A 25,061-nucleotide genomic window follows, 5' to 3' on the forward strand; every position below is an offset into this window, starting at 1 on the left:
CGTCTCAGCAGATCCGCGGCAACTGCTCGCCGGACAGCCAGTCGACGATACGGCCGCCGCCGAAGCTCGTCGCCATCTGGACGAAGCGGTGATCATCGGCCACCGCTTCGCCGACGTCAGCCGCATCGCGGCCGAGCGGATGCGCCCTCATGGCGGCGAGCACGGCGCCGGCCAGCTCCGGCGCGACGATCGCGACGAGCTTGCCCTCATTGGCGACGTGGAGCGGATCGAGCCCGAGCAGCTCGCAGGCGGCAGCGACCGCAGGCTTCACCGGAATCGCTTCCTCCTGCAGACGGAAGCCGAGATTGGACTGCTGCGCGATCTCGTTCATCGTGGCCGCAACCCCGCCGCGCGTGGGATCGCGCATCAGCCGGATGCCGGCGCCGCCGGCTGCAACCATGTCGGCGACGAGCCCGTGCAGCGAGGCCGAGTCGGAGATGATCTCGGTGTCGAAGGTGAGGTTCTGCCGCCGCGACATGATCGCCACGCCGTGATCACCGAGGCTGCCGGACAACAGCACGCGGTCGCCGGGCCTGGCCTTGTCGGCCGAGAGATCGAGGCCGTCCGGCAGCACGCCGACGCCGGCGGTGGAAATGAACACGCCATCCGCCTTGCCGCGCTCGACCACCTTGGTGTCGCCGGTGATGATCGCAATGCCCGCCTCGCGCGCCGCCTCGCCCATCGCATCGGCGATCCGTTTCAGGTCGGAAAACGCAAACCCCTCCTCGATGATGAAGCTCGCCGACAGATACAGCGGCCTGGCGCCGGCCATGGCGATGTCGTTGACCGTGCCGTGCACCGCCAGCGAGCCGATATTGCCGCCGGGGAAGAACAGCGGCGAGACCACATAGCCGTCGGTCGTCATCACCATGCGGCCGGCGGCGACGTCGAACGCCGACTGGTCGTTGCCGCGCGCCAGCCATTCGTTGCCGAACGCCTCGTGGAACAGGCCGGCAATCAGTTGCGCCATCGCGCGACCGCCGGCGCCATGCGAGAGATCGACGCAGCCGTTCTTCATGTCGAGCCGGCGCTGATGCATGCTCATGATGCAAGCCTCCGCTGATGGTCGCGGAAGCGGCCATAGGTCCAATGCGCCGCGCAGGCGCCTTCCGACGACACCATGCAGGAGCCGATCGGCGTCTCCGGCGTGCAGGCGGTGCCGAACAGCCGGCAGTCCACCGGCTTCTTCAGGCCGCGCAGAATGGCCGGACATTCGCAGGCCGGATTGTCGGCCACCACCAGCTCGGACATGGCAAAGCGCAGCTCGGCGTCGAGATGCGCGAAGGCGGGCCGCAGTTTCAATGCGCTCGCCGGAATGCTGCCGAGGCCGCGCCATTCGAACTGGTCGCGCAGTTCGAAGATCTCGGCGACCTCGCGGATGGCGCGCTGGTTGCCGCTGGCGGTGACGGCGCGACGGTACTGGTTCTCCACCTCGTGGCGGCCGTCATTGACCTGCTCGATCAGCATCAGGATCGCCTGCATCATGTCGAGCGGCTCGAAGCCTGCGATCACGACGGGCTTGCCGTCATCGCGCGCGAACGGCGCGTAGGGCTCGGTGCCGATCACGGTCGAGACATGCGCCGGCCCGACGAAGCCGTCGATCTCGACCGTGTCGTCGCTGTCGAGGATCGCGCGCATCGCCGGCGGTGTCAGCACGTGGTTGCAGAACACGGTGAAGTTCGACAGCTGCTTCTTCTCGGCGGCCCGGATCATCACGGCGGTCGGGGGCGTCGTGGTCTCGAAGCCGATGGCGAAGAACACCACCTCGCGACCAGGATTCTGCTCGGCCAGCGCGATCGCATCCAGCGTCGAATACACCATGCGGATGTCGGCGCCGCGCGCTTTCGCCTTGAGCAGCGAGGACCCGCGCGAGCCCGGCACGCGCATCAGGTCGCCATAAACGCAGAGGATGACCTCGGGCCGTTCGGCCAGCGCGATCGCCATATCAATGCGCCCGGCCGGCAGCACGCAGACCGGACAGCCGGGGCCATGGATCATGCGCACATTGTCGGGCAGCATGTCCTCGAGGCCATAGCGCGCGATCGCATGGGTATGGCCGCCGCAGAATTCCATGAAGCGATAGGCGCGCGCCGGATCCGCCTTGGCGCGGATGGCGCGCGCAAGACCCGTCGCCAGCTCCTTGTCGCGAAACTCGTCGGCATATTTCATGGTCTGACCTCCGCCACAGCCTCACCCATCTGCCGGAGCAGGTCGAGCGTCTCGCGCGCCTCCTCCGGATCGATCTTGGCCAGCGCGTGGCCGACATGAAGGATGACGTAGTCGCCGACGGCGATCTCCTCGATCAGCGCGACCGAGACCTCCTTGCTGACGCCGTCGATCGAGACGATCGCCATGTCGTCAGGTAGAAGCTTGATCACCTCGGCGGGAATGGCCAGGCACATCAGACGGTCCCTCCAGACATCATGTTGTTTGTGAGATGCAGACCGGCCACCCAGGCCTGTCCGAGGCTGAGGCCGCCGTCATTGGGCGGCAGCCGGCGCGGCAGCAGCGGATCGAGGCCCGCGGAATGGCAGCCGCGCACGATCTGTTCGGCCAGATGCGCATTGAGAAAACAGCCGCCGCTCAGCGCGATCGTACCGATGCCGGTCGCGCGCGAAGCTCTCACGATCCAGTCGACGCAGGCCGCGGCCAACGTGCCGTGAAACAGCCCCGCCGCTTCGACGGCGTCGAGATCACGCGCGATCAGATGCGCGAGCAGCGGCCGCAGCGACAGCACGCCATCGGCAATGGTCCAGCCGCGCTCCAGCGCCGCGGGTTCGCGCACCAGCGCTTCCAGCTTCATGGCCGCCTCGCCTTCGTAGCTCTGCACCGCGCTGACACCGAGCAGTCCGGCCACGGCATCGAACAGCCGGCCGGCGCTGGTGGTGACTGGAGCATCGGCACGATCCAGCAGCATGGAGATGTTGCGCGACTGTGGCTGGGCCGAGAAACGATGCCCGATCTCGTCACCGCGACCGATGTCGTGCAGCACGGAAGCCGCCATCCGCCACGGCTCCCGTGCGGCCCGGTCCCCGCCCGGCATCTTCAACGGAGCGAGATGGCCGAGGCGCCGGAAGCCCGCGCCGTCGCACGACAGCAACTCACCGCCCCAGGCTCCGCCGTCGCTGCCATAGCCGTAGCCATCCAGCACCAGCGCGAGAGCGGGACTGGTCACGCCATGCTCGGCCATGACGGAGGCCGCATGCGCCTGGTGATGCTGCACCGGCAGCGTCGGCAGACCTCGTGCCTGCGCGAACCGCGTCGACGCCATGTCCGGATGCAGGTCATGCGCGATCGCGACCGGCTGGACATCGAGGATGGCGGTGAGATGCGCAATCGTCTCCTCGAAGAAGCGGATCGCGGCCACCGTGTCGAGATCACCGAGATGCTGCGACACGAACGCCTCGTTGCCGCGCGTCACCGTGACCGTCGCCTTCAGGTGAGTGCCGACCGCGAGCACCGGCGGCATGGTGCGCGCGAGCCGGATCGGCTCCGGAACATAGCCGCGCGCACGCCTGACGAAGCGGGGAACGCCGGCCACGACGGCAAGCACGGAATCGTCGGCGCGGATGACGATGTCCCGGTCGTGGGTGACGATCAGGTCCGCAATGCCGGCAAGATCCGCGAGCGCCTCGGCATTGCCGGTCAGCAGCGGCTCCCCGCTCGGATTGGCGCTGGTGCAGACCAGCGCCCATAGTCTGTCGGCAGCCGCGCGGCGGCCCGCCTCCAGCACATGGAAGATCAGATGATGCAGCGGAGCAACCGGCAGCATCACCCCGATCTTTGCGAGGCCTGGTGCGACCGAGGACGCAACACGCTGGCGTGAGCGCAACAGCACGATCGGCCGCGCCACCCGCTCCAGCAGCGCGCGCTCAGGCGCATCGATCTCGGCAATCTCAGTTGCGGCGTCGGCCGTGGCCAACATCACGGCAAACGGCTTGCCGTCGCGCTGCTTACGCGCGCGCAGCCGCCGGACCGCCTGCTCATCCTGTGCGTCACAGAGCAGCTGATAGCCGCCGAGACCCTTGACGGCGACGATCCTGCCACTCGCGAGCGCGGCTGCGATATCATCGATGCCATGGCTGAGCCGCGGACCGCAGCGCGGACACGAGATCGCCTCGGCATGAAAGCGGCGCCCTGCAGGATCTTCGTAGTCGGACCGGCACGCCTCACACATCGGAAAGTGCTTCATCGCCGTGGACACGCGATCGTAAGGCAGGCGCTCGGCGATGGTGAAACGGGGGCCGCAATGGGTGCAGTTGACAAAAGGATAGAGATGGAAGCGGCTGCCGGGATCGAACAGCTCGGCCAGGCATGCGGCACAGGTGGCGGCGTCCGGCACGATCCGCGTCGTGACGCGCCCGCCCACGCTCCCGGCGATCCGGAAGCCCGTGCCGATACCGGCCGCGATCGGCTCGACGGCGATGTCGTCGATGCGCGCCAGCGGCGGTGTCTGCCGCGGCAGAGCCTCGACGAATTCGGCGACCTCGTCGCCCTCGACCTCGATCAGCACGCCATCAGCATCGTTGGCGACGAAGCCGCCGAGCCGATGGCGGGTTGCCAGACCATGGACATAGGGACGAAAGCCGACGCCCTGCACGGCCCCGCGGACGCGGAGCCGGAGGCACGTATGGTTCGCCGCCGATGTCCGGCCGGGCGTGCTCATCCCCGCACCGCGTTCGCTGCGCCGGCCCGCATCCGCTCAGACTGCTTCCTGATCCAGGCGTAGAACGCCGAAAGGCCCTCGCCTGTCTTCGCGGAGATCGTCAGTACCTCGATCTTCGGATTGACTCGGCGGGCATATTCGATCGTCTGCGCAAGATCGAAATCGAGCACCGGCGCCAGATCGATCTTGTTGATGAGCATCAGCGATGACGCTGCAAACATGTCGGGATATTTGAGCGGTTTGTCCTCGCCCTCGGTGGTCGAGAACACGACGATCTTGCAGGCCTCGCCGAGATCGAAGGCGGCCGGACATACGAGGTTGCCGACATTCTCGATGAACAGCAGCCCGCCGCGCAGTGACGGCAGCCGGCCAAAGGCTTCGCCGACCATGGCCGCGTCGAGATGACAGCCCTTGCCGGTGTTGATCTGGATCGCCGGCACGCCGGTGGCGCGGATGCGCTCGGCATCGTTGGAGGTCTGCTGGTCGCCCTCGATCACCGCGACGGGCCGACTCTGCTTGAGATCGGAGACGGCGCGGACCAGCAGCGAGGTCTTGCCGGCGCCCGGGCTGGAAACGAAGTTGAATGCCAGCACGTCATGCGCGGCGAAGCGCGCGCGGTTTTCTGCCGCGAGCCGGTTGTTCTTGCCGAGAATGTCGCGTTCGATCTGGATGATGCGCCCGCTGGAGAGGCCGGCAACCTCCTGCCCGGCCGGATTGACCGAACAGTCGACGTGGTCGGCAGCATGATCATGTTGATGATCGTGCGCGCGACCGTGATCATGCGGGTCATCATCGTGATGGTGACCATGCTCGTGCTCGTGATCATGATAATGGCCGTGATGGTGATGATGTCCGGACTGATCATGGCTGTGATCGTGTCCATGAGCCTGATGATGCTTACCGTGATCGTGATGATGATCACCGGATTCGACAGAGGGCTTGCCGTCGCTGCAGCCACACACCGTGCACATTACTCGACCTCCAGCTCCTTGACCCGCATGTCCTCACCGCCCGTGACCTGCAGCTGATGACTGCCGCAGGCCGGACAAGACTGATAGCGTTGACTGATCTCGACGCCGCGCGAGCAGCCCAGGCACCATGCCGTGCCCGGCTGTTCGATGATCTCGAGCGCTGCCCCCTGCAACAGGGTCTTCGCTGTCACCGCCTCGAAACAGAATCGCAGCGCCTCCGGCGCGACATGGCTGAGCGCACCGATCTCCAACCACACGGTCTTCACCGTGGAGAAGGCGCCCTTACGTGCCTCCTGCTCGACGATCTCGACGATGCCTTCGCACAACGCCATCTCATGCATCGGCCATCCCCCGGAACGCCAGGTGATAGCCGACGCAGGGATCGAACGATCCGACCATCGTATGGATGGCCTGGCGATCGACGGTGCCGCGCAGCGCAACCCCCGTGAGGCTCCTCACGACAGGACCGCGCGGGTGAAAATTCCATTCCGTCGGCGCCAGATACTCGAAACGCGAGACCGCGCCGTGCGCATCCAGCTCGATCGCGTGATGCAGCCGGCCGCGCGCGCATTCGACTGCGGCGGCGCCGCGCCGCGACCCGAGCGCGTAGCTTGCGACGGCATGCGGGTCGGCCGCCTGGTCCTCCGCCTCGCCGGTCTCGATCCAGCGGAACAGCTCAGCAATCTCAGCGATCTTGGCTGAGAGGCGTTCGACGGGACCAGCCGATGCCAATTGATGGCGCTCCGCATAGCGGGCCCAGACTCCGGTCTCCGGAACGCGGCCGTCGAGCTCGGGAGCCTCAGCAAAGGCAGATCCCACGTCGATCAATTGCGTGACGATGGCGCCATCATCGGCGGCCGACAGGATGTCGTGCTCGGCCGGCATGTGCCTCCATCCTCCATCATCGGCGGCCTTCCGGGCCGCGTCCATCATCGATGCAAGCGGAGTTCCCGGCAGAACCGGTTCCCCTGGCAAGCCTATGCCCAGAGCCACCATGCCCGTCTTGATCTGAGACAAGGTTGCAGCGCGAGATTGCTGCGAGACGCCGGAATGCGTCTGTAGCGCCGCGATCGCCTGCAAGAGCCGTTGAACCGGCTGCGCAGCACTACGATTGTCCGCCATTGAAGCGATCAGCAGACCGCGCATGAGTTCGGCGAAGCGTTCCGTCAGCACGGCCTCGATCCGACGATGACGCGTCGACGGCTTCGCCTGCTCGCCGCGCGCCGCTTCCAGCGCCGAGAGCAGCGCGACCTGATGCGCACCGGCGCACAGCGAGAACAGCCGCGGCAGGGCCGCAAGCAGCATTTCGGCCGGCTTGCCGGCGAACAGCCGTCCCAGCGGCGGTCGCGTGCGCGGCTGAATGTCGACGCCTGTGATCCGCCGATCGGTGACCGACAGCGTCACGTCGATGCGGTTGCGAAAGCCGAGGGTCATGCGCGGCCCTCGGAGAGCGTGCCGCGCAGGAACGCGCGGCGATCGATCGTGCTCGACGCCTTCGCGGCGCGCTCGGACAACGCCTCGTCCTCAGGTGCCGCCGTCAGCGCGGCGAGCGCGGCCTCCGCCGCCGCACGCGCCGCGGCCATGTCCGCGAACTCGAACATCGGCGAGAACAGCGAGCAGCTCGCGATCCGCCCGATCCCGGCGATATCGCCGATCGTGAACTCGAACGAGCCGGCCGGAAGCACGATCTTGACGACGGATCCCGCGGAGTCCTGGGCGGCCGGAGTGACCACGTTCATGAACCAGGGCGTGACGACGATGCCGAGGATGCGGCCCTCAACCACCGAAAATCCGATCGCCTCGACGTCGAGCGCGTCGTGATAGATCGGCAGCTCGCGCATCGCACGCGCGCCGATCCCACGATAGACGCCGGCGAGACGCTCGCCCCACGCGACCGGCGTGACGTCAGACGTGCCCTGCGCGTCCGCGCTCATTGCTCGACCACCATGAACTTGGTCTTCGGCGCGTCGCAGTTCGGGCAATGCCAGTCGTCCGGCAGCGCCGCGAACGGCGTGCCCGGCGGAATCTGCGCGACGCCGTCACCTTCGGCCGGGTCGTAGCGCGTCCAGCAGATGCCGCACTCCAACAGCGCGTCATCAGCGAGATCGCTGCGGACACCGTAATTCTCGAAGCCACCGCTCATGTGAAATAGGCCTCGATGATTTGGGTCAGGCGCTCGGCCGAATCCTCGAAATCCTCGGCTGCAGCGAGCGCGACCACCGGCACGCCGCCGACTTCGAGGGTGTCGAGAATGATCGTATCCATGGCGTTGAAGAACTGCACCGACCAGACATGGCGGATGCCGGTCGCGAGCACGCGGCAGGTGCCGTAGCCGCGCGACATCAACTGGATCGGGCCGTTGCCGAGCGTCTGCTGCAGGAAGCTCATGTCGGCCGGGCTCATCGGCAGCAGCGTGAAGTTGATGGTCTGCGAACGCTGGCCCGGTCGCCAGGACAACGCGCGCTCGCGGATCTCGGCGAGCACCGGCAGCGCGTTCATCGTGCCCTCGGGCACCGGTCCGATCGCGATGTCATTTGCGGTCAGGTCGGCGGCCGCGCGCGACACGATCTCCGGCACGGCGCCGACCTCGATGTAGTCGTGGCGCTCGTCCGCTTCCAGCCGCACCCGCCAGATGCCGGCGAGCACCGATTCCTGGATCTGGGCCAGCGTCCCGTCGGGAAGAGCCACGACGCCCGCGACCTCGCCTTCGCCCAGCACGTCGTCGATCAGCCGCCGCTCGAGATCGTTGAGGCCTTCGAGACGGAATAATTGCGTCTGTGCGCCGGCCGTCTGCGCCGCGATGGCGGATGCAATCGTCGACAGCAATTCGACCGCGCGCGGACAGCTGCGCGCCAGCGCCTCCGAGTCGAGCGAGGCCAGCTTGGCCAGCGCTCCGGAAGCGGTCAGCCCCTTGTGGGAGGTATCGAGCGCCTCTTCGCCGATCGGAAAGATGTTGACCGGCTCCTCGGCTCCTTCAGGCGCGATCCAGAATCCCGGCTTCATCGCTCGACTCCCGCAGGCTGATGGACGGGGACGATGCTGGCGACGACCGCCGCCGTCGCGCCCCGCGGCCGGTCGATCAGCCGCGAGATGCGATCGACATAAACAGACCAGTCCTGGATCTTGGCGATCAGGCCGAGCGTCTCCGCCCCGCGGCACAGGATCAGGCTCGGCTGCACACGCACGCCGAATCGCGCCCCGAGTTCGGCCTCGGCGTCGCGCGCGATGATCGCGCCGCGCAACCGGCCCTGAAACGCCGTGATCAGTTCCGGCAGCACGATGGCCACGTCCAGTGCCTCTGGAAACCGCGCGGGATCCCCGGCCGACAGCAGCACGGCGACAAGCCCGGCGCAATCAGCCTCGGAGAGAAAGGCATCGACGGTGCCGGTATCGACCTCCGGCAACCCGCCTCGCGCGCGCGCGGGGTCACGCTGCTGCATTTCCATCGGTGTTTCTCCCTGACCAGTTATCGTTGCCATATTCCCCATGATCAGCAATCGACGTGCCAGACACCCACGCCGGGCCAGGAATGCTCAAGACATTGAAATACATTCAATTTTTATTGCAACTAAGAGATGCGTAAGAAATCGGAAAGATGCTTTCCAGGGAAAGCCTGCAAACTTACTTCGTAGATGGAAATCTCATTATCAGCAATTTGGCGACGCCTGAGGGCATGACGCCGCTACCGCAAATGCTCCGGAAGCTCCGGCTCGCGCCCGATCAGATCCGCGAAGAAGTCGTCGCAATTCTCGCCGTTCACGGCCGCCTGCAGGCCGCGCAGCGCCTCGCCGATCAGCCGCGCCTCTTCGTCATCGAGCAAGCGAACGGCGTTGTCGATATAGACGAGCACCTTGGCCCCCACCGGCGGGTTCGACAGCAGCAACACCGAGACGCGGCGCTCCTCGCCGTCGAAGCTGCACAGCGCCGAGACGCCATCGGTCTCAAGGATTGTCATCGGCAGGCCAAGACACATGGCGGATTCCCTCGCGGCGCGGTCAATCGGCCGGGCGCGCCCGCAGCTCGTAGCTATGATGGTCGATGTCGTTCGCGAGCAGGCGTTCGTCGCCGGCGAGCGGTTCACGCCGCGACACGGCCGGCGAGCCCCATTCCGCCAGGAGGGTGCAGGCCAGCTCGATCGCCGGCGCGATCTGCGCACGAACCGGCGCCGTCAGCGGACCGCCCCAATCCTCGAGGTCGAGCGGCTGGCAGCCGATCAGCGCAAGCCGCTGCGGATAGCGGCCGAGCAGGTCAGCCGCGCTCAGTACTTCCTGAAAGCCCGTCTGGTGCAGGCTCATCTTCTTGGCGCCGGTGAAGCGCGGCACCTCGTCGTCGCGGACGAGCTTGAGCTCGCCCGGCACCAGGCCATAGTCGATGGCGTCGAACACGATCAGGCCGTCAGCTTCCTCGACATAGTTGACGAGGTAAAGCCCCTGCGTGCCGCCATCGAGGATCGTGACGTTGTCGGGCACGGTGAAGCGGCGGTGGAATTCCTCCACCACCCGCACGCCAAAGCCTTCGTCCGCCCAGAGAATGTTGCCGATCCCGAGCACCAGAATGCGATCGCGCCCGCGCTCATCGACCATGCCGGCCCCCCCTGCTACTCGCGGAACTGCCGCTCGCCCGAGATCATCGAGGAGATGATGCTCTGACGTGACATGATGTCTTCGCGAATGGCGGCATAGACGTGCACCATCACGAAGGTGACCAGCGCCCACATCCCGAGATGATGCCAGGTGTGGACGTCCTGGCTGTTCGGCCAGATCGCGAACACCCAACCGAACAATTTGTGCTGCCAGCTGTCGATGCCGGTGCCTTCCGAATAGAGCGCAAAGCCGGTGATGATCATGAAGGTCACGAACAGCGTGAAGCCGGTAAACATGGCTGTCTGCGCCAGGGGATTATGGCCGACATACATCTTCGGCTCACGCTCGAGGAAAGCGTACCAGCGAATCTCGTGCAGCACCTCCTTCCAGAACTGCTTGCGGTGCACCGGAATGTAGAAGATCTGCCGGGAATGGTGGTTGCCGACGAAGGCCCAGAAGATGCGGGCAAGGAAGAACACCGCCAGCACCTGTCCGGCCGCGAAATGTGCAAAGCGGATGTAGCCCATCACGAAATTCGCCGACGCCTCGCCTTCGACGCTGGGCAGCGGAGTCCCGATCAGATAGCCGGTGATCATCAGCACGACGATCGCGAACGCATTCACCCAATGGCAGATGCGCACCGGTGCTTCGTACACATAGACCGTGGGCCGGCCGACCGCGTGTTCACCGGCGGCGTCGGCCGCGATCGCCGCAAGGTTGGGCTCTGCCTCGGCGGGACGTGCAATGGCATCCATCATGGTGCGTCTCCCACTACCTGACCGTGACCGTCGCCATTTGCTGGCCGTCCGGGCTCATCACGTGGGTCGAGCACGCGAGGCACGGATCGAACGAATGGATCGTGCGCAGGATCTCCAGCGGCTTCTCCGGATCCGCCATCGGCGTATCCATCAGGGAGGCCTCGAAGGCGCCGATATTGCCCTTGGGATCGCGCGGCGAGCCGTTCCAGGTCGTCGGCACGACACACTGATAGTTGTCGATCTTGGTGTCCTTGATCTTGATCCAGTGCGCCAGCGCACCGCGCGGCGCCTCGGTGAAGCCGTAGCCCTTAGCCTCCTTCGGCCAGCTCTCCGGCTTCCACTTCTCGATGTTCGCGGTCGAAGAATCGCCGGCCTTGATGCGTGCCACCAACTTGTCCTGGAAGTAGCGCATCTGGTTCGCCGCCCATTCGCATTCCAGCGCCCGTGCCGCGGTGCGGCCAAGCGTGGAGAACAGCGCTGTGACCGGCAGGTTCAGCGTCTTCAGAAGCCGGTCGGTCGGCTCCTTGAACTCCGGCCGCCCTTGCGCATAACCAATGATGTAGCGCGCCAGCGGTCCGACCTCGACCGCGTTGCCGCGCCAGCGCGGCGCCTTGATCCAGGAATATTTTCCGCCCTCGTCGAGCTCCTTGATGTCCGTCTTGGTGCCCTTGGCGTTGGGGCCGAGCTGGTAGTTCGGCTCAGTGACGCCGTCCCAGGGATGCAGCCCCTTGCTCTCGTCGGGATATTTGTACCAGGAGTGGGTGACGAACTCCTGGATCTGCTCGGGGTCGCCGTGATCGATCGGCAGGATCTCGTTCAGATTCCCGTTGAGGATCACGCCACGCGGCAGCTTGAGATTCTTCCCTGAATAATCGTTCGCATTCTCCGGAATGTCGCCGTAGGACATCACGTTCTTGCCGGAGAGACCGCCGCCATAGAGCCAGTCCTTGTAGAAGGAGCCGATCGCCGCCACGTCGGGCAGATAGACCTTCTGCACGAACTCGATCGAGCGATCGATGATCGAGGAGACGAGGTTCAGCCGCTCCATGTTGATCGCACCGACCGCGCCGGTGCCGTCGACATTGATCGCACACGGCACGCCGCCGACCAGCCAGTTCGGATGCGGATTCTTGCCGCCGTAGATGGTGTGGATCTTGACGATCTCCTTCTGGAAGTCGAGCGCTTCCAGATAGTGCGCCACCGCCATCAGGTTCGCCTCCGGCGGCAGCTTGTAGGCCGCATGACCCCAATAGGCGTTCTTGAACGGACCGAGCTGACCGGACTCGACGAACTTGGTCAGCCGGATCTGCAGGTCCTTGAAATAGCCCGGCGAGGACAGCGGCCAGTCCGAGACCGACTGCGCCAGCGCCGAGGTCGCCTTTGGATCGGCCTTGAGCGCCGAGACCACGTCGACCCAGTCGAGCGCATGCAGATGATAGAAGTGCACGAGGTGATCGTGCACCTGCAGGCAGAGCTGCATGATGTTGCGGATCGAGTTGGCATTATCGGGGATCATGATCCCCAGCGCGTTCTCGACCGCGCGGACCGAGGTCAGCGCGTGCGTGCCGGTGCAGACGCCGCAGATCCGCTCGGTGAAGGCCCAGGCGTCGCGCGGATCGCGGTTCCGCAGGATGGTCTCGATGCCGCGCCACATGGTGCCGGTCGAGACCGCGTTGCGGATCACGTTATTGGAATCGACATTCACCTCGACGCGCAGATGGCCCTCGATGCGCGTCAGCGGATCGACGACGACACGCTTGCCGGAATTGTCGAGATTGAAGCCGTTGGGAGTCTGGATGCCCATCGTTGCCTGCCCTGAATTCGATTAATGATCTTGCTTGGCGTCGTCGCGCTTGCCGGCGAGCCGCTTCACGGCCGTCACCGCCGCGTGCGCCGCAACCGCTGCGCCCACCGTGCCCGCGGCCACCATGCCGACCTGGTCGGCGTTGTGCTCGATGCCGAACTGCTTGATGTTGGTGAGGCGGTCGTAGAACGAGCCCTTGTCCCAGAAGCCGTCCTCCGAGCAGCCGATGCAGCCGTGACCGGACTGGATCGGGAACGACACGCCGCCGTTCCAGCGCACCGTGGAGCAGGCGTTGTAGGTGGTCGGGCCCTTGCAGCCCATCTTGTAGAGGCAGTAGCCCTTGCGCGCGGCCTCGTCGTCCCACTCCTCGACGAACTGGCCGGCGTCGAAATGCGGTCGGCGATAGCACTTGTCGTGGATACGCTGTGAGTAGAACATCTTCGGCCGACCCTGGCGGTCGAGCTCGGGCAGCTTGCCGAACGTGGTGATGAAGGTGACGACGCCGGTCATGACCTCGGCGATCGGCGGGCAGCCCGGCACCTTGATGATCGGCTTGTTGGTGATGACCTTGTCGATCGGCGTCGCCTGCGTCGGATTCGGCTTCGCCGCCTGCACGCAGCCCCAGGACGCGCAGGCGCCCCAGGCGATGATCGCCATGGCGTCCTCGGCCATCATCTTGAGCTTCTCGACGAACGGCTTGCCGCCGTCGATGCAGAACATGCCGCCCTCGTTCAGCGGCGGATTGCCCTCGACTGCAAGAATGTACTGTCCCTTGTACTTCGCACGCGTCTCTTCGAGGATGGCCTCCGCCTGGTGGCCGGCCGCCGCCATGATGGTGTCGTCATAGTCGAGCGAGATCATCGACAGCACGGCATCCTTCACCAGCGGATGCGCCGAGCGGATGAAGCTCTCCGAGCAACACGTGCATTCGAGCCCGTGCATCCAGATCACCGGCGTGCGCGGCTTGGTTTCGAGCGCGTTGGCGATGCGGCTGGCCGCGAGCGGCCCGAGGCCGAGGCTCGTTGCGGTGAGACTGCAGAACTTGTGAAAGCTGCGCCGCGTGATGCCCTGACGCCTGATGACGCTGTAAAAAGTTTCCGTTGCCGCGCCCATGAGTCCTCCCCTGACATCGCGTTGGCGATCATCTGATCGCGTTCTGGCGAGAAGGACAGCAAGATGCGGGCCAGCATCATTGCTGGATTTGAATCATAATGATTCCAGATGCTTGCAGCAGCGAGGCCGCGATCGTGGATCCTTGGAAGGCGGATCGCGCGCGATAATCGGAAATCACGCGCTTTGCACCGACAAGCTTGTTTCCGCTTGCTGCCTGCCTGTGTGCAGCGCGCTCAATGGGCCGTGCAGACCATGCAGGGATCGAACGACCGCACGACGTGCTGAATGCCGACCGCACGCGCGCCGGCAGTGCCGACCTCGGTGCCGACCAGCGCCTGTTCGAGCGGGCCCGCTACCCCATCCGCGTCGCGCGGAGAGAAATTCCAGCTCGTCGGCGCGATGATCTGATAACGCTCGATCCGGCCGGAGCGCACCGCGAGCCAGTGGCCGAGGCTGCCGCGCGCAGCTTCCACGAGCCCGACGAAATTGCCGTCGGCCGCGCTGGCGCTGCTGTCGCAGAACGGCTCGTTGAGACGCAGCCCCTTGATCCAGTGCTCGATCGACAGCGCGAGCCGCGCAGTTTCGATCAGCCGGGCGATGACACGATTGCGGACATTGCTGCGACCGCTCGCGAGCAGCGCGGTGATCAACGGCTGACCGTCGATGGCCTGCCTTGCGAGAGCGCCGACCTCGACCGGTTCTCCCGCAAGACGCGGCGCCTTGCACCAGCTATAGGCGTCGGCTTTGTCGGCATCGGGCACGGTGCGGCTCTCGGCCGGATCGAGCGACGTATCGTGCATCCAGGCGTGCGAGACGTCCTCGGTGATGCCGTCCGACGGCAAAGCGTGGACCTCGCCGCTGCTCGTGCGGACACCAGCGCGAAAACGAGCCCCATTGAAATCGTGATACGCGCCGAAGCTCATCAAGAGACCGGGTCCGCTGCCGAGGTCGGCCAGCGCGAGCGCATCGGCCAGCCGAAGGAAATGCGCGAAGTCGCCGGCGCGGCCCTCCCGCCAACGGTCGAGCTCGTCCGATGTCGACAAGGCGAGCACGTTCTCCAGCTTGTCGGCAAACACGACGCGTTCAAGGAAACCGCGAAACGACGCCGCGATCGCGTTGAGCCGCACGCGCTCGCCGAGCTCGATCGCGCGCGTCGTCCCGCCTGGCTGGAAGGCGAGACTGTGCGGCCATTTGCCGGCGATCAGGCCCATGATCTCGAGCAGCCGCGCGCGGGCAGGCAACGCATCGCGGGCCGCGCTGCCCTTCGTGGCCGCGAAGCGCTCGGCCGTAGCCGAATGCCAGGCATGCGAGGCGTAGACGTCGCGGGCGAAGTCCGGCATGAAGAAGATGTAGAAATGCGTCAGATGGTCGGCTGCGTTCTCGGCCGCGTGCGCGATGTTGGCCGCGAGGACGCCGTTTGGCGCTGCCGCAATACCCATGGCCTGGCGCAACGCCGCGGCGGCGGCGATCGATTGCGACACCGAGCAGATGCCGCAGATTCGCGGTGCGATCACCAGGGCGTCCAGCGACGGCCGCCCCTCCAGGATCTGCTCGAAGCCGCGATAGAGCGGCGCCGTCACCTCCGCCCTCGTGACGCGACCGCTCTCGATATCGAGCCTGACCTCGAGATCGCCTTCGACACGATTGAACGGTCCGACCGTGATCCGCGTCATGGACGGCGCTTGTCGCCGGCACGGCCCGGCGGCACCACGACATGATCCGCCGTCGCATTGACTCGGACGCGACGCGGCGTGGCCGATTTCGACAGCGCTGCGAGCGCGACGAACCAGGCCTTGGGCATGTCGGTCGGAAGCCCCACGGGAATGCCGGCGAGCTTGGCCGTCTGCAGATAGTTCTGCGCGCTCTCGAAGCCCGGCGAGGTGCAGGCGATGCAGGCGTAGCCGCCCTTGGTGCAGGAGCCGCCGCCGTTCCACGAGCGCTGATTGCAGTCGCCGACCGCTTGCGTCGCGCGGCAGCCGAGATGCTCCATCAGGCAGCCGCGCTCCGACATCGTCTCCGCGCTCGCCTTGAACTCGTAGAACTCGTTGCGCGAGCAGCCGTGATGCGCCAGGTGATTGGCGATGAAGGTCGGACGGCCGACTGCGTCGAGGCCGTCTGCCGACAGATCGCCCGAGGTGAGCGCCAGCAGGCTTTCCATCATCCAACCCGGATGCGGCGCACAGCCTGCGACGTTGATCACCGGCAGCCCGCGTTTCGAGCGGAAGCCCGCGCCGAGCGCGCCGCCGATGTCGCTGCCCTCGAACTGCAATCCGACCGCATCGGTCGGGTTGATGCCGGCAGCAGGAATGCCGCCATAGGCGGCGCAACTGCCGACGGCAACGACGTAGTCGGCCAGCGGCGCCAGATCGAGCAGCCAGTGATAGATCGAGCGGTTGGTGCCGGCGAGCATGTTGAAGCGGCCGGTCAGGCCAGGTCCGCGCGCCACCGAGCCTTCGAGCACCAGCAGATCGAGCCGCTCGCGACCGTCGCGGATCGCCTCCAACAGCTCCAGGACCTCGTCCCCTGTCTGCTCGCTGACGGAGGGATGCCACACCAGATCGATGCCGGATTGGCGCAATTCGTCGAACCAGCCGGACGCGCCGCTTTCCAGGATCGACATGGTGCAGCCGCCGCAGCTCGCACCCTGCAGCCATAGCATCCTGATCGTTCCCTCAGAGCCGACCATCATAAGGCCCCGCTCCTAGCCCGTCTTAAGCGTTCCGCTTCGTATCACCGGCGGGTTTAGCGCCCCCGCATGAACACTGGCAAGCGCTTCCCCGGGCATAGCCTCGGAACCGCGCTGGCTGCGACCGAGCAGCATGGCGATCGCCCAGATCAGTCCGAACAGGCCAATCGCGACGATCCCGAGATTGGCGACATCGTCGCCCAGCGCGGTGGCGACCCTCGTCCATCCCCCGGTCAGGCCAAGCCGCGGCGCCAACAGCGTGATCGCCTCGAAGCCGCCGATCACCAGCGCGATCGCGACAGAGGCGCCGGTGATCACGAGGTTATAGCGCAGCTTGCGTGCGGGATCGGTCAGCGCCCAGCGATAGGCGCCGACCATCAGCATGCTGTCGGCGGTGTCGACGGTGGCCATCGCCGCCGCGAACAGCGCCGGAAACACCAGCACGTGCGCAAGACTCGCGCCGCGCGCGGCCTCGGTCGCCGACAGGCTGAGAAGCCCGATCTCGCTCGCAGTGTCGAAGCCGAGACCGAACAGGAAACCGAGCGGATACATGTGCCAGGCGCGTCCCACCAGGCGGAGCACGGGGCGCAGCAGGCGGATGAGGATGCCCCGTCCGGGGCTTCCGGCGGTTTCCATCTCGGACTGCGGCTGTGCGGCGCGGCGCCAGAGGTTCACGAACAGAATGAGGTTCGCCAACGCGATCAGCAGCAGGAAGCCGGCCGACACCGACGTGCCGATGACGCCGCCGATCGCCCTGATCGCGCTCTCTTCATCCAGGAGGTCGGCGCCGGCGATGAGGCTCACGACGATGGTGGCGATGACGACGACGCTGGAATGGCCGAGCGCAAAATACAGGCCGGCGGCGCGCGGGGCGCTACCGTCCTGCACCAGCTTCCGCACGACGTTGTCGATCGCCGCGATGTGATCCGCATCGACCGCATGGCGCAGTCCGAGCAGCCAGGCCAGCATCGCGGTGCCGACGATGGCGGGCCGGTCGGCGTAGAGCGCGAACGCCCAGGCCCAGGCGAGCGCGTTGGCGGCGACCAGCCCGCCGACGAGCGCAACGTTGCGGCCGGGCTGCGATCGCCACCACAGCAGCCGAGGGGCACGAGGATGATCAATTTGAACAATCGTCATACTCGGACTATAGCAAGAGCCAGGCCAGTTCGGTAAAGCCCCCCGCTGCAGGCAAAAGCTGCAGGAAAACGTGGGCGGCCCTTCCCGGATTGCCCTCTCGCTTGGCAACCCGCTATCCAGTCACGCACAGATCATGACCAGCGGCGGGACATCTTCTTCTCTCGCCCCTCCTTCGCTCACCGCGCCGAGGCACTCTGTGCCGCGATCTCGCGCCGCACGACCGCCTCGAACTGGCTCGCGGGGGCGGCGAACATCAGCCGGGTCTCCTCGTGGAACGCCGAGAAGATGCCGACCACGGCCGGCTGTCCGCCGACTTCGGCCATGATGGGGGAGCCCGAATAGCCGAAATTGGCGAGGCAATGCACCGTCAGCAGCATCCCGTCCTTGGTCATGCCGGCGCTGCAATTGCGCTGGCCGGTCGGCGAATAGCGCCGCTCCTGGCCATAGCCGATCTCGGAGATGGTTCCGGCCGTGGTCGCAGCCTGCAATTCCTCGCGCGTCAGCGCCCTGACCTCAACCGGCTTCGACGGCAGCGCGTCCTTCAGCACGATCAGCGCCCAATCGGCGGGCGAGCGGTCGAGCGACCACCTGTCGTGCCGGGTCGGGACGAAATCAGGCGCCACGATCAGCTTGTCGGCGACCGACGATGCCGCCGGCGTGCCCCTGTTCATGCCGGCCAGGAAGCGGACGTTGCCGGGGCTGACCTGCGCCACGCCGTTGAACACGCAATGCGCCGCGGTGAGCACGACGCGCGGCGCGACCAGCGTGCCGGTGCACCAGCCGCCGGTCGAGTATTGCGCGACGGTGACGACGCCGATCGACGACGCCGGCCACGAGGTGGGATCGACGACCTCGCCGATGTGGCGGTCGAGCCCGAGCAGTTGCTCCGGACGCGGAGCGGCGATGCCGGCCTCCGCCGATTCCGGCTTCGGCCGCCAGGCCGCAATGGCACTCTGAGCCTGGACGCGCTGCGGCTCGGTCAACTTGACCCGCTGCACGTCGCGGCCGGCCGATCGCACGCCGCTACGGCCCGCCATCACCAGCCAGGCATAGCCCTGCACGACGTCCTGTTTCACACCGCGGCCGTCGAGCAGCATCAGGCCGAGCATGTATTGGGACTGGGCGAAGCCCTGCGCCGCGGCGCGGCTGAACCAGCGGCCGGCTTCGCCGTAATTGCTCGCAACACCTTCGCCATTGACGTAGGCGATGCCGAGATAGTGCTGCGCGACGGCGAGCCCCTGATCGGCGGCCTTGCGGTACCACGCCAGCGCCTCGGCGGGGTTGCGCGGTTGGCCCCAGCCGAAGGCGTGCATGAAGCCGACGTCGAACTGCGCCCGCGCATCGCCCTTGGCGGCCAGCGGCAGCAGCCGTCGCATCGCCGCCGCATGCTGCCCGTTGCCTGCCGCCGCGACCGCGTCTTCGAGCTCGGCGGCCGTGGCGCCCGCCGCGCCGCCGAGCAGCACGGCAAGAGATATGATGATGGTCTTGATCAAGGGCGTCCGCTGGGACCGAAACATCGTGACGGGCCACGAAGCAGACACGATCAAGACGGCGGCGGCGTGGCGGAAAGCGGACCGCGATCTCCTCAATCGGGCCGCCTCGCGTCTCACACCTGCTGCGTCCTCACGCCCGATCGCCCCTTACACCTGCTCGCTCTTGGCGAAGCGATCATCGAGCGCATAACCGGCGCCGCGCACGGTGCGGATCGGGTCCTGCTCGCGGCCGGGATTGAGCAGCTTGCGCAGGCGGCCGATATGGACGTCGACGGTGCGCTCGTCGATGTAGATGTCGCGGCCCCAGACACTGTCGAGCAGCTGCTCGCGGCTGAACACGCGGCCGGGATGCTCCAGGAAGAACTCGAGCAGGCGGTATTCGGTCGGGCCGAGATCGATCGGCCTACCAGAGCGCGCCACGCGGCGCTTCTCGCGGTCGAGCTCGATGTCGCCATAGGACAGCACGGTCGCCAGCCGCTCCGGACTCGCCCGCCGCAGCAGGCCTTTCACCCGCGCCAGAAGCTCCGGCACCGAGAACGGCTTGACGATGTAGTCGTCGGCGCCGGTCGCGAGGCCGCGCACGCGCTCGCTCTCCTCGCCGCGTGCGGTGAGCATGATGATCGGCAACTGCCGGGTCTCGGTCCGCGCCCGCAGGCGGCGGCACAGCTCGATGCCGGACAGGCCCGGCAGCATCCAGTCGAGCACGACGAGATCGGGAACACGCTCCTTCAAGCGCGTGTCGGCTTCGTCGCCGCGCGCCACGGTCTCGACCTCGTAGCCTTCGGCCTCGAGGTTGTAGCGCAGCAGCGTCGTCAGCGCCTCCTCGTCCTCCACCACCAGAATTCGGGCGCCCATGTCTGAACCGTCTCTCTCAGTTGCCGGGGATCGTCGATGCGAAGCTCGTCATGTCGCCCTTCGGGCGCTTGTCCATGATCTGCTGGCCTTCGATCATATAGAACACCGTCTCGGCGATGTTGGTCGCATGATCGCCGATGCGCTCGATGTTCTTGGCGCAGAACATCAGGTGGATGCAGAACGAAATGTTGCGCGGATCCTCCATCATGTAGGTCAGGAGCTCGCGGAACAGCGAGGTGCAGATGGCATCGACTTCCTCATCGCCCTTCCACACCGTCATCGCCGCCGGCAAATCGTGCGCGGCATAGGCGTCCAGCACCGTCTTGACCTGCGACTGCACGAGATCGGTCATGTGCTCGAGCCCGCGGATCAGCTTCAGCGGATGGAAGTCGCTCTCCAGCGCCGCGACGCGCTTGCCGATGTTCTTGGCGAGGTCGCCGATGCGCTCCAGATCGGTCGCCACGCGCATCGCGCCGACGATCTCACGCAGGTCGACCGCCATCGGCTGTCGCCGGGCGATGGTAAGAACGGCGCGCTCCTCGATGATGCGTTGCAGCTTGTCGACCTCGGCGTCGGTGGCGACCACCTTCTGGCCGAGCGCGATGTCGCGCCGCACCAGCGCATCGACGGAATCGACGATCAGCCGCTCGGCGAGGCCGCCCATCTCCGATACCAGACGGGTGAGGTCCTGCAGATCGCTGTCGAACGCCTTGGCGGTATGTTCACTGGCCATGATGATCTCCTGAAGACAATGTCGTCGGCGTCAGCCGAACCGGCCGGTGATGTAATCCTGGGTCCGCCGATCACTCGGCGAGGTGAAGATCTTGCTGGTGTCGTCGAACTCGATCAGCTCGCCGAGATACATGAAGGCGGTCTTGTCGGAGACGCGCGCCGCCTGCTGCATGTTATGCGTCACGATGGCGATCGTATAGTTTTCGGCGAGTTCCTGGATCAGCTCCTCGACCTTGGCGGTCGAGATCGGATCGAGCGCCGAGCACGGCTCGTCGAACAGGATCACCTCCGGCCGGACCGCCACGGTACGCGCGATGCACAGCCGCTGCTGCTGGCCGCCTGACAGCGACAGGCCCGAAGCGTTGAGCTTGTCCTTGACCTCGTTCCACAGCGCGCCGCCGCGCAGCGCCTTCTCGACCCGGTCGTCCATCTCCGACTTGGAGATCTTCTCATAGAGCCGGATGCCGAAGGCGATGTTCTCGTAGATTGTCATCGGGAACGGCGTCGGCTTCTGGAACACCATGCCGACCCGGGCACGCAGCAGGTTCAGATCGAGCTTGGGATCGAGGATGTTGGTGTTGTCGAGCATCAGCTGCCCGGTCGCCCGCTGCCCCGGATAGAGATCGTACATCCGGTTGAAGATGCGCAGCAGCGTGGACTTGCCGCAGCCGGACGGGCCGATGAACGCGGTGACGCGGTTGGTGCCCAGCGACAGGTTGATGTTCTTCAGCGCATGATGGTCGCCGTAGTAGAAGTTGAGGTTGCGCGCGGTCACCTTGGCCGGCGCATCCGGAAGCGCCTTGCCGTGAAGAGCGTGATTGGGCTGACTGACGGAGACGGACAGTTCGGTCATTTGGTGTTCCTCTCGGCGCCGAGAATGCGTGCACCGATGTTCAGGGCGAGCACGGCCAGAGTGATGAGAAGGGCTCCGCTCCAGGCCAGTTGTTTCCAGTAGGCATAAGGGCTCTGGACGAAATTGTTGATGGTGACGGGCAGGTTCGCCATCGTCTTGGAAAGGTTGAGGCTCCAGAACTGGTTCGACAGCGCGGTGAACAGCAGAGGCGCGGTCTCGCCGGCGACGCGGGCGGTCGCCAGCAGCACGCCGGTGATGAGGCCCGAGCGCGCCGCCCGATAGGCGATGCGGCGGATCACCAGCGAGCGCGGCAGGCCGAGCGCAGACGCCGCCTCGCGCAGCGGGTTGGGCACGAGCAGCAGCATGTCCTCGGTGGTGCGCAGCACCACCGGGATCACGATGACCGCCAATGCAAGGGAACCCGCGAGTGCCGAGAAGCCGCCCATCGGCACCACGACCGCACCATAGATGAACAGGCCGATGATGATCGAGGGCGCCGACAGCAGGATGTCGTTGATGAAGCGGATCACCGAGGTCAGGCGGTCGTTGCGGCCGTATTCGGCGAGATAGGTGCCGGCGAACAGGCCGAGCGGCGCGCCGATGCCGACGCCGATGATCGTCATGATCAAGGAGCCGACGATGGCGTTGCGCAGGCCGCCTTCGCTGGAGCCGGGCGGTGGCGTGTCGGCGGCAAAAACCTGCAGGCTGAGGCCGGCGAGTCCGTTATAGAACAGCGTGAACAGGATCAGCGCCAGCCAGGTGACGCCGAACATCGCGGCGGCAACGCAGAGGCCGCGGATCACGATGTCTCTGCGGCGCCGGCGCGCATAGATCGGATTGACCGGCGCATCGAGTGTAAGCGTGTCAGCGCTGGACATGGCTTATTTTCCCGCCTTGGCTTCGAGCCGCATGAGCATCAGCCGCGCGCTCGCCAGCACGAAAAACGTGAGCACGAACAGCAGCAGGCCGAGCAGGATCAGGCTCGACTGGTGCAGCCCGTCGCTCTCCTGGAATTCGGAGGCGATGGCGGCCGAGATCGTGGTGCCCGGTGCGAAGATCGAGGATGAGATACGGAACGAGTTGCCGATGATGAAGGTCACCGCCATCGTTTCGCCGAGCGCACGCCCCAGCGCCAGCATGACGCCGCCGATCACGCCGACACGGGTGTAGGGAATGACGACGCTGCGCACGACCTCCCAGGTGGTGCAGCCGACCCCGTAGGCGGCTTCCTTCAGCACCGGCGGGACCGTCTTGAACACGTCGACCGAGATCGAGGTGATGAACGGCAGCACCATGATCGCCAGGATCAGCGAGGCGTTGAACAGGCTGAGATAGGACGGCGGACCGGCGAAGATGTCCTGCAGCACGGGGATGCCGGCGCAGAGATTGATCATGAACGGCTGGAACGTATAGGCCAGGAACGGCCCCAGCACGAAGAAGCCCCACATGCCGTAGATGATCGAAGGAATGCCGGCGAGCAGCTCGATGGCAAGTCCGATCGGACGGCGCAGCCATTGCGGGCACAGCTCGGTGAGGAAGATCGCAATGCCCAGACCGACCGGAATGGCGATCAGCATCGCGATGAAGGACGTGACCAAGGTGCCGTAGATCGGGCCGAGCGCGCCGAGCACCGGCGGATCGGCCGACGGCGCCCAGCGCCGCGTCCACAGGAATTCGAAGCCATATTCTCTCATGGCCGGCCATGCGCCGACGATGAGCGACAGGATGATGCCGCCCAGGATCAACAGGACGGAGATCGCGGACAGCCGCGTGATCCAATAGAAGGTCACGTCGCCGAGCTTGAAGGCGTTGAGCGCGCGTGCCCGGTCATAGGGTCCGGCAGCGGCCGCGATATCGCTGACTTCGGTCTGAACCGCCATCTCTGCCAATTCTGCCCCCTGTTCCTTGGACACGCCTCAACCCCGGTAGTGCCCCTCCCCCGGAGGCCGGGAGAGGGGATTTTCGATACGTCCAGCTCAGCTCTTGATGTCGGCCGACCAGGTCTTCTCGATCAGCTTCACGACGCTGTCGGGCATCGGGATGTAGTCGAGCTCCTCAGCCATCTTGCCGCCCTTCTCGAACGACCACTTGAAGAACTTGATGGCTTCGCCGGACGCCGCCTTGTCGGCCGGCTCCTTGTGCATCAGGATGAAGGTCGCCGCCGTCATCGGCCAGGACTTGTCGCCGGGCTGGTTGGCGAGGATCACGTAGTAGCCGGGGGCCTTGGCCCAGTCGGCATTCGCGGCCGCGGCCTGGAAGGCCTCGACGGTCGGCTGCACGGTCTTGCCGGCTTTGTTCATCATGCCGGTGTAGGTGAGCTTGTTCTGCTTGGCATAGGCGTACTCGACATAGCCGATCGAGTTCTTGGTCTGGCCGATGTTGCCGGACACACCCTCGTTGCCCTTGGCGCCGACACCGACCGGCCACTCGACGGCGGTGTTGAAGCCGATCTTGCTCTTCCAGTCGGCGCTCACCTCGGAGAGGTAGTAGGTGAAGTTGAAGGTCGTGCCCGAGCCGTCGGAGCGGCGGACCACGGCGATCGCATCGGACGGCAGCTTGACGCTGGGATTGAGCTTCTTGATCGCGGCGTCATCCCACTTGGTGATCTTGCCGAGATAGATGTTGGCAAGCGTCTCGCCGTCCAGCACCATCTCGCCCGGCTTCACGCCCTCGAGGTTGACGACCGGCACGATGCCGCCCATCACCATCGGCCACTGCACCAGGCCGTCCTTCTCGAGCTGCTCGGCCTTGAGCGGCGCGTCGGTGGCGCCGAAGGTCACGGTCTTGGCCTGGATCTGCTTGATGCCGCCGCCGGAACCGATCGACTGGTAGTTCAGACCGTTGCCGGTCTCCTTCTTGTAGGCGTCCGCCCACTTGGAATAGATCGGGAACGGGAACGTCGCGCCCGCACCGGTAATGTCGGCAGCGAAGGCCGACGTCGATGCGGCGACCAAGCCGGCAGCGACGATAGCTTTGACGAAATTCATAGCTGGTCTCCATGCTTGGGAAGCGAAGCGCCATCTGCGCCCGATTGCGCTTCCCCGGCCGCTTTACGGGGCCTCAGTGTGGCTTTTATAAAGGTTCGATGACAGTCGGATGACAGTCACAAGCCGTTGATAAGTATTGATCTTTCGATCCAACTCCGAATTTCTACGGGCCAGCCGACATATTGCAGCGGGCTGCGGCACCTCGCGTCCGTGCGAGCGTCGCCCCCCCGGGGACAGACCATCACCGCCGTCATCGCCCGCGCAGGCGGGCGAACCAGTATGCCATCGGCGGCCATGATCCGCCGAGACGCCGCGGCCTACTGGATGCCCGCCTGCGCCCTGGGGTTATGGGTCCCTGTGTCTGGAAAGTCTGCCATGATGATGGTGGGCGGGAAGCCGTTGGGTCCTTGGCGCTAGACGCCG

The 25,061-nt window shown here is 65.9% G+C and carries 26 protein-coding genes; all 26 read right to left on the reverse strand.

Annotated features, from left to right (window positions below):
* Positions 1–4: 4 nt before the first annotated feature.
* Positions 5–1,045 carry a hydrogenase expression/formation protein HypE gene (hypE, locus tag ACQR0W_RS22885; protein ID WP_315769224.1) on the reverse strand — a complete coding sequence of 347 codons (1,041 nt, stop codon included), beginning with the start codon at positions 1,043–1,045 and terminating at the stop codon, positions 5–7.
* Positions 1,042–2,169 (reverse strand): hydrogenase formation protein HypD, encoded by a 1,128-nt coding sequence (hypD, locus tag ACQR0W_RS22890; protein ID WP_316165923.1) that lies wholly within the window; start codon positions 2,167–2,169, stop codon positions 1,042–1,044. The genes hypE and hypD overlap by 4 nt, the downstream gene beginning before the upstream one ends.
* Complete coding sequence (locus ACQR0W_RS22895) at positions 2,166–2,402, reverse strand: HypC/HybG/HupF family hydrogenase formation chaperone (RefSeq protein ID WP_315713487.1); 237 nt, start codon at positions 2,400–2,402, stop codon at positions 2,166–2,168. Before ACQR0W_RS22895 ends, hypD begins: the two co-directional genes overlap by 4 nt.
* On the reverse strand, positions 2,402–4,666 hold the full coding sequence (hypF, locus tag ACQR0W_RS22900; protein WP_316165921.1) for a carbamoyltransferase HypF: 2,265 nt from the start codon (positions 4,664–4,666) through the stop codon (positions 2,402–2,404). Before hypF ends, ACQR0W_RS22895 begins: the two co-directional genes overlap by 1 nt.
* Entirely contained in the window at positions 4,663–5,637 is a 975-nt protein-coding gene (hypB, locus tag ACQR0W_RS22905; RefSeq protein ID WP_316165920.1) for a hydrogenase nickel incorporation protein HypB, read from the reverse strand. The genes hypF and hypB overlap by 4 nt, the downstream gene beginning before the upstream one ends.
* A complete protein-coding gene (hypA, locus tag ACQR0W_RS22910) occupies positions 5,637–5,978 on the reverse strand; it encodes a hydrogenase maturation nickel metallochaperone HypA (RefSeq protein WP_315713490.1) in 342 nt (113 codons plus the stop codon). Before hypA ends, hypB begins: the two co-directional genes overlap by 1 nt.
* Entirely contained in the window at positions 5,971–7,071 is a 1,101-nt protein-coding gene (locus tag ACQR0W_RS22915; protein ID WP_316165918.1) for a nickel-dependent hydrogenase large subunit, read from the reverse strand. Before ACQR0W_RS22915 ends, hypA begins: the two co-directional genes overlap by 8 nt.
* Positions 7,068–7,571, reverse strand: coding sequence for a [NiFe]-hydrogenase assembly chaperone HybE (hybE, locus tag ACQR0W_RS22920; protein WP_316165917.1), 504 nt, complete (start codon positions 7,569–7,571; stop codon positions 7,068–7,070). Before hybE ends, ACQR0W_RS22915 begins: the two co-directional genes overlap by 4 nt.
* On the reverse strand, positions 7,568–7,780 hold the full coding sequence (locus ACQR0W_RS22925; protein WP_315754982.1) for a rubredoxin: 213 nt from the start codon (positions 7,778–7,780) through the stop codon (positions 7,568–7,570). Before ACQR0W_RS22925 ends, hybE begins: the two co-directional genes overlap by 4 nt.
* Entirely contained in the window at positions 7,777–8,640 is an 864-nt protein-coding gene (locus tag ACQR0W_RS22930) for a hydrogenase expression/formation protein (RefSeq protein WP_315754980.1), read from the reverse strand. Before ACQR0W_RS22930 ends, ACQR0W_RS22925 begins: the two co-directional genes overlap by 4 nt.
* On the reverse strand, positions 8,637–9,083 hold the full coding sequence (locus tag ACQR0W_RS22935) for a hydrogenase accessory protein (RefSeq protein ID WP_434840886.1): 447 nt from the start codon (positions 9,081–9,083) through the stop codon (positions 8,637–8,639). Before ACQR0W_RS22935 ends, ACQR0W_RS22930 begins: the two co-directional genes overlap by 4 nt.
* 236 nt (positions 9,084–9,319) lie before the next feature.
* On the reverse strand, positions 9,320–9,610 hold the full coding sequence (locus tag ACQR0W_RS22940; protein ID WP_315736711.1) for a HypC/HybG/HupF family hydrogenase formation chaperone: 291 nt from the start codon (positions 9,608–9,610) through the stop codon (positions 9,320–9,322).
* 22 nt (positions 9,611–9,632) lie between these two features.
* Positions 9,633–10,220 carry a HyaD/HybD family hydrogenase maturation endopeptidase gene (locus ACQR0W_RS22945; RefSeq protein ID WP_315752370.1) on the reverse strand — a complete coding sequence of 196 codons (588 nt, stop codon included), beginning with the start codon at positions 10,218–10,220 and terminating at the stop codon, positions 9,633–9,635.
* A 14-nt stretch (positions 10,221–10,234) separates the two neighbouring features.
* Positions 10,235–10,978 (reverse strand): Ni/Fe-hydrogenase, b-type cytochrome subunit, encoded by a 744-nt coding sequence (cybH, locus tag ACQR0W_RS22950; RefSeq protein ID WP_315752369.1) that lies wholly within the window; start codon positions 10,976–10,978, stop codon positions 10,235–10,237.
* 13 nt (positions 10,979–10,991) lie between these two features.
* On the reverse strand, positions 10,992–12,782 hold the full coding sequence (locus tag ACQR0W_RS22955) for a nickel-dependent hydrogenase large subunit (protein WP_315713498.1): 1,791 nt from the start codon (positions 12,780–12,782) through the stop codon (positions 10,992–10,994).
* A gap of 21 nt (positions 12,783–12,803) precedes the next feature.
* A complete protein-coding gene (locus ACQR0W_RS22960; RefSeq protein ID WP_315713499.1) occupies positions 12,804–13,895 on the reverse strand; it encodes a hydrogenase small subunit in 1,092 nt (363 codons plus the stop codon).
* A 233-nt stretch (positions 13,896–14,128) separates the two neighbouring features.
* Complete coding sequence (locus ACQR0W_RS22965) at positions 14,129–15,568, reverse strand: nickel-dependent hydrogenase large subunit (RefSeq protein ID WP_315825315.1); 1,440 nt, start codon at positions 15,566–15,568, stop codon at positions 14,129–14,131.
* Entirely contained in the window at positions 15,565–16,581 is a 1,017-nt protein-coding gene (locus tag ACQR0W_RS22970; protein ID WP_315825469.1) for a HupU protein, read from the reverse strand. The genes ACQR0W_RS22965 and ACQR0W_RS22970 overlap by 4 nt, the downstream gene beginning before the upstream one ends.
* A gap of 15 nt (positions 16,582–16,596) precedes the next feature.
* Positions 16,597–17,718: a HoxN/HupN/NixA family nickel/cobalt transporter gene (locus ACQR0W_RS22975; protein ID WP_315825316.1), complete on the reverse strand. Its 1,122-nt coding sequence runs from the start codon at positions 17,716–17,718 to the stop codon at positions 16,597–16,599.
* Positions 17,719–17,894: 176 nt separating this feature from the next.
* A complete protein-coding gene (locus tag ACQR0W_RS22980; RefSeq protein ID WP_316169844.1) occupies positions 17,895–19,211 on the reverse strand; it encodes a trypsin-like serine protease in 1,317 nt (438 codons plus the stop codon).
* A gap of 147 nt (positions 19,212–19,358) precedes the next feature.
* Positions 19,359–20,066 carry a phosphate regulon transcriptional regulator PhoB gene (phoB, locus tag ACQR0W_RS22985; protein ID WP_315713503.1) on the reverse strand — a complete coding sequence of 236 codons (708 nt, stop codon included), beginning with the start codon at positions 20,064–20,066 and terminating at the stop codon, positions 19,359–19,361.
* Between the two features lie 16 nt (positions 20,067–20,082).
* On the reverse strand, positions 20,083–20,799 hold the full coding sequence (phoU, locus tag ACQR0W_RS22990; protein WP_315713504.1) for a phosphate signaling complex protein PhoU: 717 nt from the start codon (positions 20,797–20,799) through the stop codon (positions 20,083–20,085).
* Positions 20,800–20,829: 30 nt separating this feature from the next.
* On the reverse strand, positions 20,830–21,651 hold the full coding sequence (gene pstB, locus ACQR0W_RS22995; protein ID WP_315713505.1) for a phosphate ABC transporter ATP-binding protein PstB: 822 nt from the start codon (positions 21,649–21,651) through the stop codon (positions 20,830–20,832).
* Complete coding sequence (gene pstA, locus ACQR0W_RS23000) at positions 21,648–22,529, reverse strand: phosphate ABC transporter permease PstA (RefSeq protein WP_315713506.1); 882 nt, start codon at positions 22,527–22,529, stop codon at positions 21,648–21,650. The genes pstB and pstA overlap by 4 nt, the downstream gene beginning before the upstream one ends.
* 3 nt (positions 22,530–22,532) lie before the next feature.
* Positions 22,533–23,531, reverse strand: a complete 999-nt coding sequence (pstC, locus tag ACQR0W_RS23005) for a phosphate ABC transporter permease subunit PstC (RefSeq protein ID WP_315736700.1) — start codon at positions 23,529–23,531, stop codon at positions 22,533–22,535.
* A gap of 96 nt (positions 23,532–23,627) precedes the next feature.
* Positions 23,628–24,638, reverse strand: a complete 1,011-nt coding sequence (gene pstS, locus ACQR0W_RS23010; protein WP_315736698.1) for a phosphate ABC transporter substrate-binding protein PstS — start codon at positions 24,636–24,638, stop codon at positions 23,628–23,630.
* Positions 24,639–25,061 lie beyond the last annotated feature (423 nt).

Origin of the sequence: Bradyrhizobium sp. HKCCYLRH1034 (assembly GCF_051168375.1) — a bacterium.
Taxonomy (GTDB): domain Bacteria; phylum Pseudomonadota; class Alphaproteobacteria; order Rhizobiales; family Xanthobacteraceae; genus Bradyrhizobium.

Coding starts and splice junctions, on each gene's coding strand:
- hypE (WP_315769224.1), bottom strand. CDS start 1,045: ATGAGCATGCATCAGCGCCGGCTCGACATGAAGAACGGCTGCGTCGAT.
- hypD (WP_316165923.1), bottom strand. CDS start 2,169: ATGAAATATGCCGACGAGTTTCGCGACAAGGAGCTGGCGACGGGTCTT.
- ACQR0W_RS22895 (WP_315713487.1), bottom strand. CDS start 2,402: ATGTGCCTGGCCATTCCCGCCGAGGTGATCAAGCTTCTACCTGACGAC.
- hypF (WP_316165921.1), bottom strand. CDS start 4,666: ATGAGCACGCCCGGCCGGACATCGGCGGCGAACCATACGTGCCTCCGG.
- hypB (WP_316165920.1), bottom strand. CDS start 5,637: ATGTGCACGGTGTGTGGCTGCAGCGACGGCAAGCCCTCTGTCGAATCC.
- hypA (WP_315713490.1), bottom strand. CDS start 5,978: ATGCATGAGATGGCGTTGTGCGAAGGCATCGTCGAGATCGTCGAGCAG.
- ACQR0W_RS22915 (WP_316165918.1), bottom strand. CDS start 7,071: ATGACCCTCGGCTTTCGCAACCGCATCGACGTGACGCTGTCGGTCACC.
- hybE (WP_316165917.1), bottom strand. CDS start 7,571: ATGAGCGCGGACGCGCAGGGCACGTCTGACGTCACGCCGGTCGCGTGG.
- ACQR0W_RS22925 (WP_315754982.1), bottom strand. CDS start 7,780: ATGAGCGGTGGCTTCGAGAATTACGGTGTCCGCAGCGATCTCGCTGAT.
- ACQR0W_RS22930 (WP_315754980.1), bottom strand. CDS start 8,640: ATGAAGCCGGGATTCTGGATCGCGCCTGAAGGAGCCGAGGAGCCGGTC.
- ACQR0W_RS22935 (WP_434840886.1), bottom strand. CDS start 9,083: ATGGAAATGCAGCAGCGTGACCCCGCGCGCGCGCGAGGCGGGTTGCCG.
- ACQR0W_RS22940 (WP_315736711.1), bottom strand. CDS start 9,610: ATGTGTCTTGGCCTGCCGATGACAATCCTTGAGACCGATGGCGTCTCG.
- ACQR0W_RS22945 (WP_315752370.1), bottom strand. CDS start 10,220: ATGGTCGATGAGCGCGGGCGCGATCGCATTCTGGTGCTCGGGATCGGC.
- cybH (WP_315752369.1), bottom strand. CDS start 10,978: ATGATGGATGCCATTGCACGTCCCGCCGAGGCAGAGCCCAACCTTGCG.
- ACQR0W_RS22955 (WP_315713498.1), bottom strand. CDS start 12,782: ATGGGCATCCAGACTCCCAACGGCTTCAATCTCGACAATTCCGGCAAG.
- ACQR0W_RS22960 (WP_315713499.1), bottom strand. CDS start 13,895: ATGGGCGCGGCAACGGAAACTTTTTACAGCGTCATCAGGCGTCAGGGC.
- ACQR0W_RS22965 (WP_315825315.1), bottom strand. CDS start 15,568: ATGACGCGGATCACGGTCGGACCGTTCAATCGTGTCGAAGGCGATCTC.
- ACQR0W_RS22970 (WP_315825469.1), bottom strand. CDS start 16,581: ATGGTCGGCTCTGAGGGAACGATCAGGATGCTATGGCTGCAGGGTGCG.
- ACQR0W_RS22975 (WP_315825316.1), bottom strand. CDS start 17,718: ATGACGATTGTTCAAATTGATCATCCTCGTGCCCCTCGGCTGCTGTGG.
- phoB (WP_315713503.1), bottom strand. CDS start 20,066: ATGGGCGCCCGAATTCTGGTGGTGGAGGACGAGGAGGCGCTGACGACG.
- phoU (WP_315713504.1), bottom strand. CDS start 20,799: ATGGCCAGTGAACATACCGCCAAGGCGTTCGACAGCGATCTGCAGGAC.
- pstB (WP_315713505.1), bottom strand. CDS start 21,651: ATGACCGAACTGTCCGTCTCCGTCAGTCAGCCCAATCACGCTCTTCAC.
- pstA (WP_315713506.1), bottom strand. CDS start 22,529: ATGTCCAGCGCTGACACGCTTACACTCGATGCGCCGGTCAATCCGATC.
- pstC (WP_315736700.1), bottom strand. CDS start 23,531: ATGGCGGTTCAGACCGAAGTCAGCGATATCGCGGCCGCTGCCGGACCC.
- pstS (WP_315736698.1), bottom strand. CDS start 24,638: ATGAATTTCGTCAAAGCTATCGTCGCTGCCGGCTTGGTCGCCGCATCG.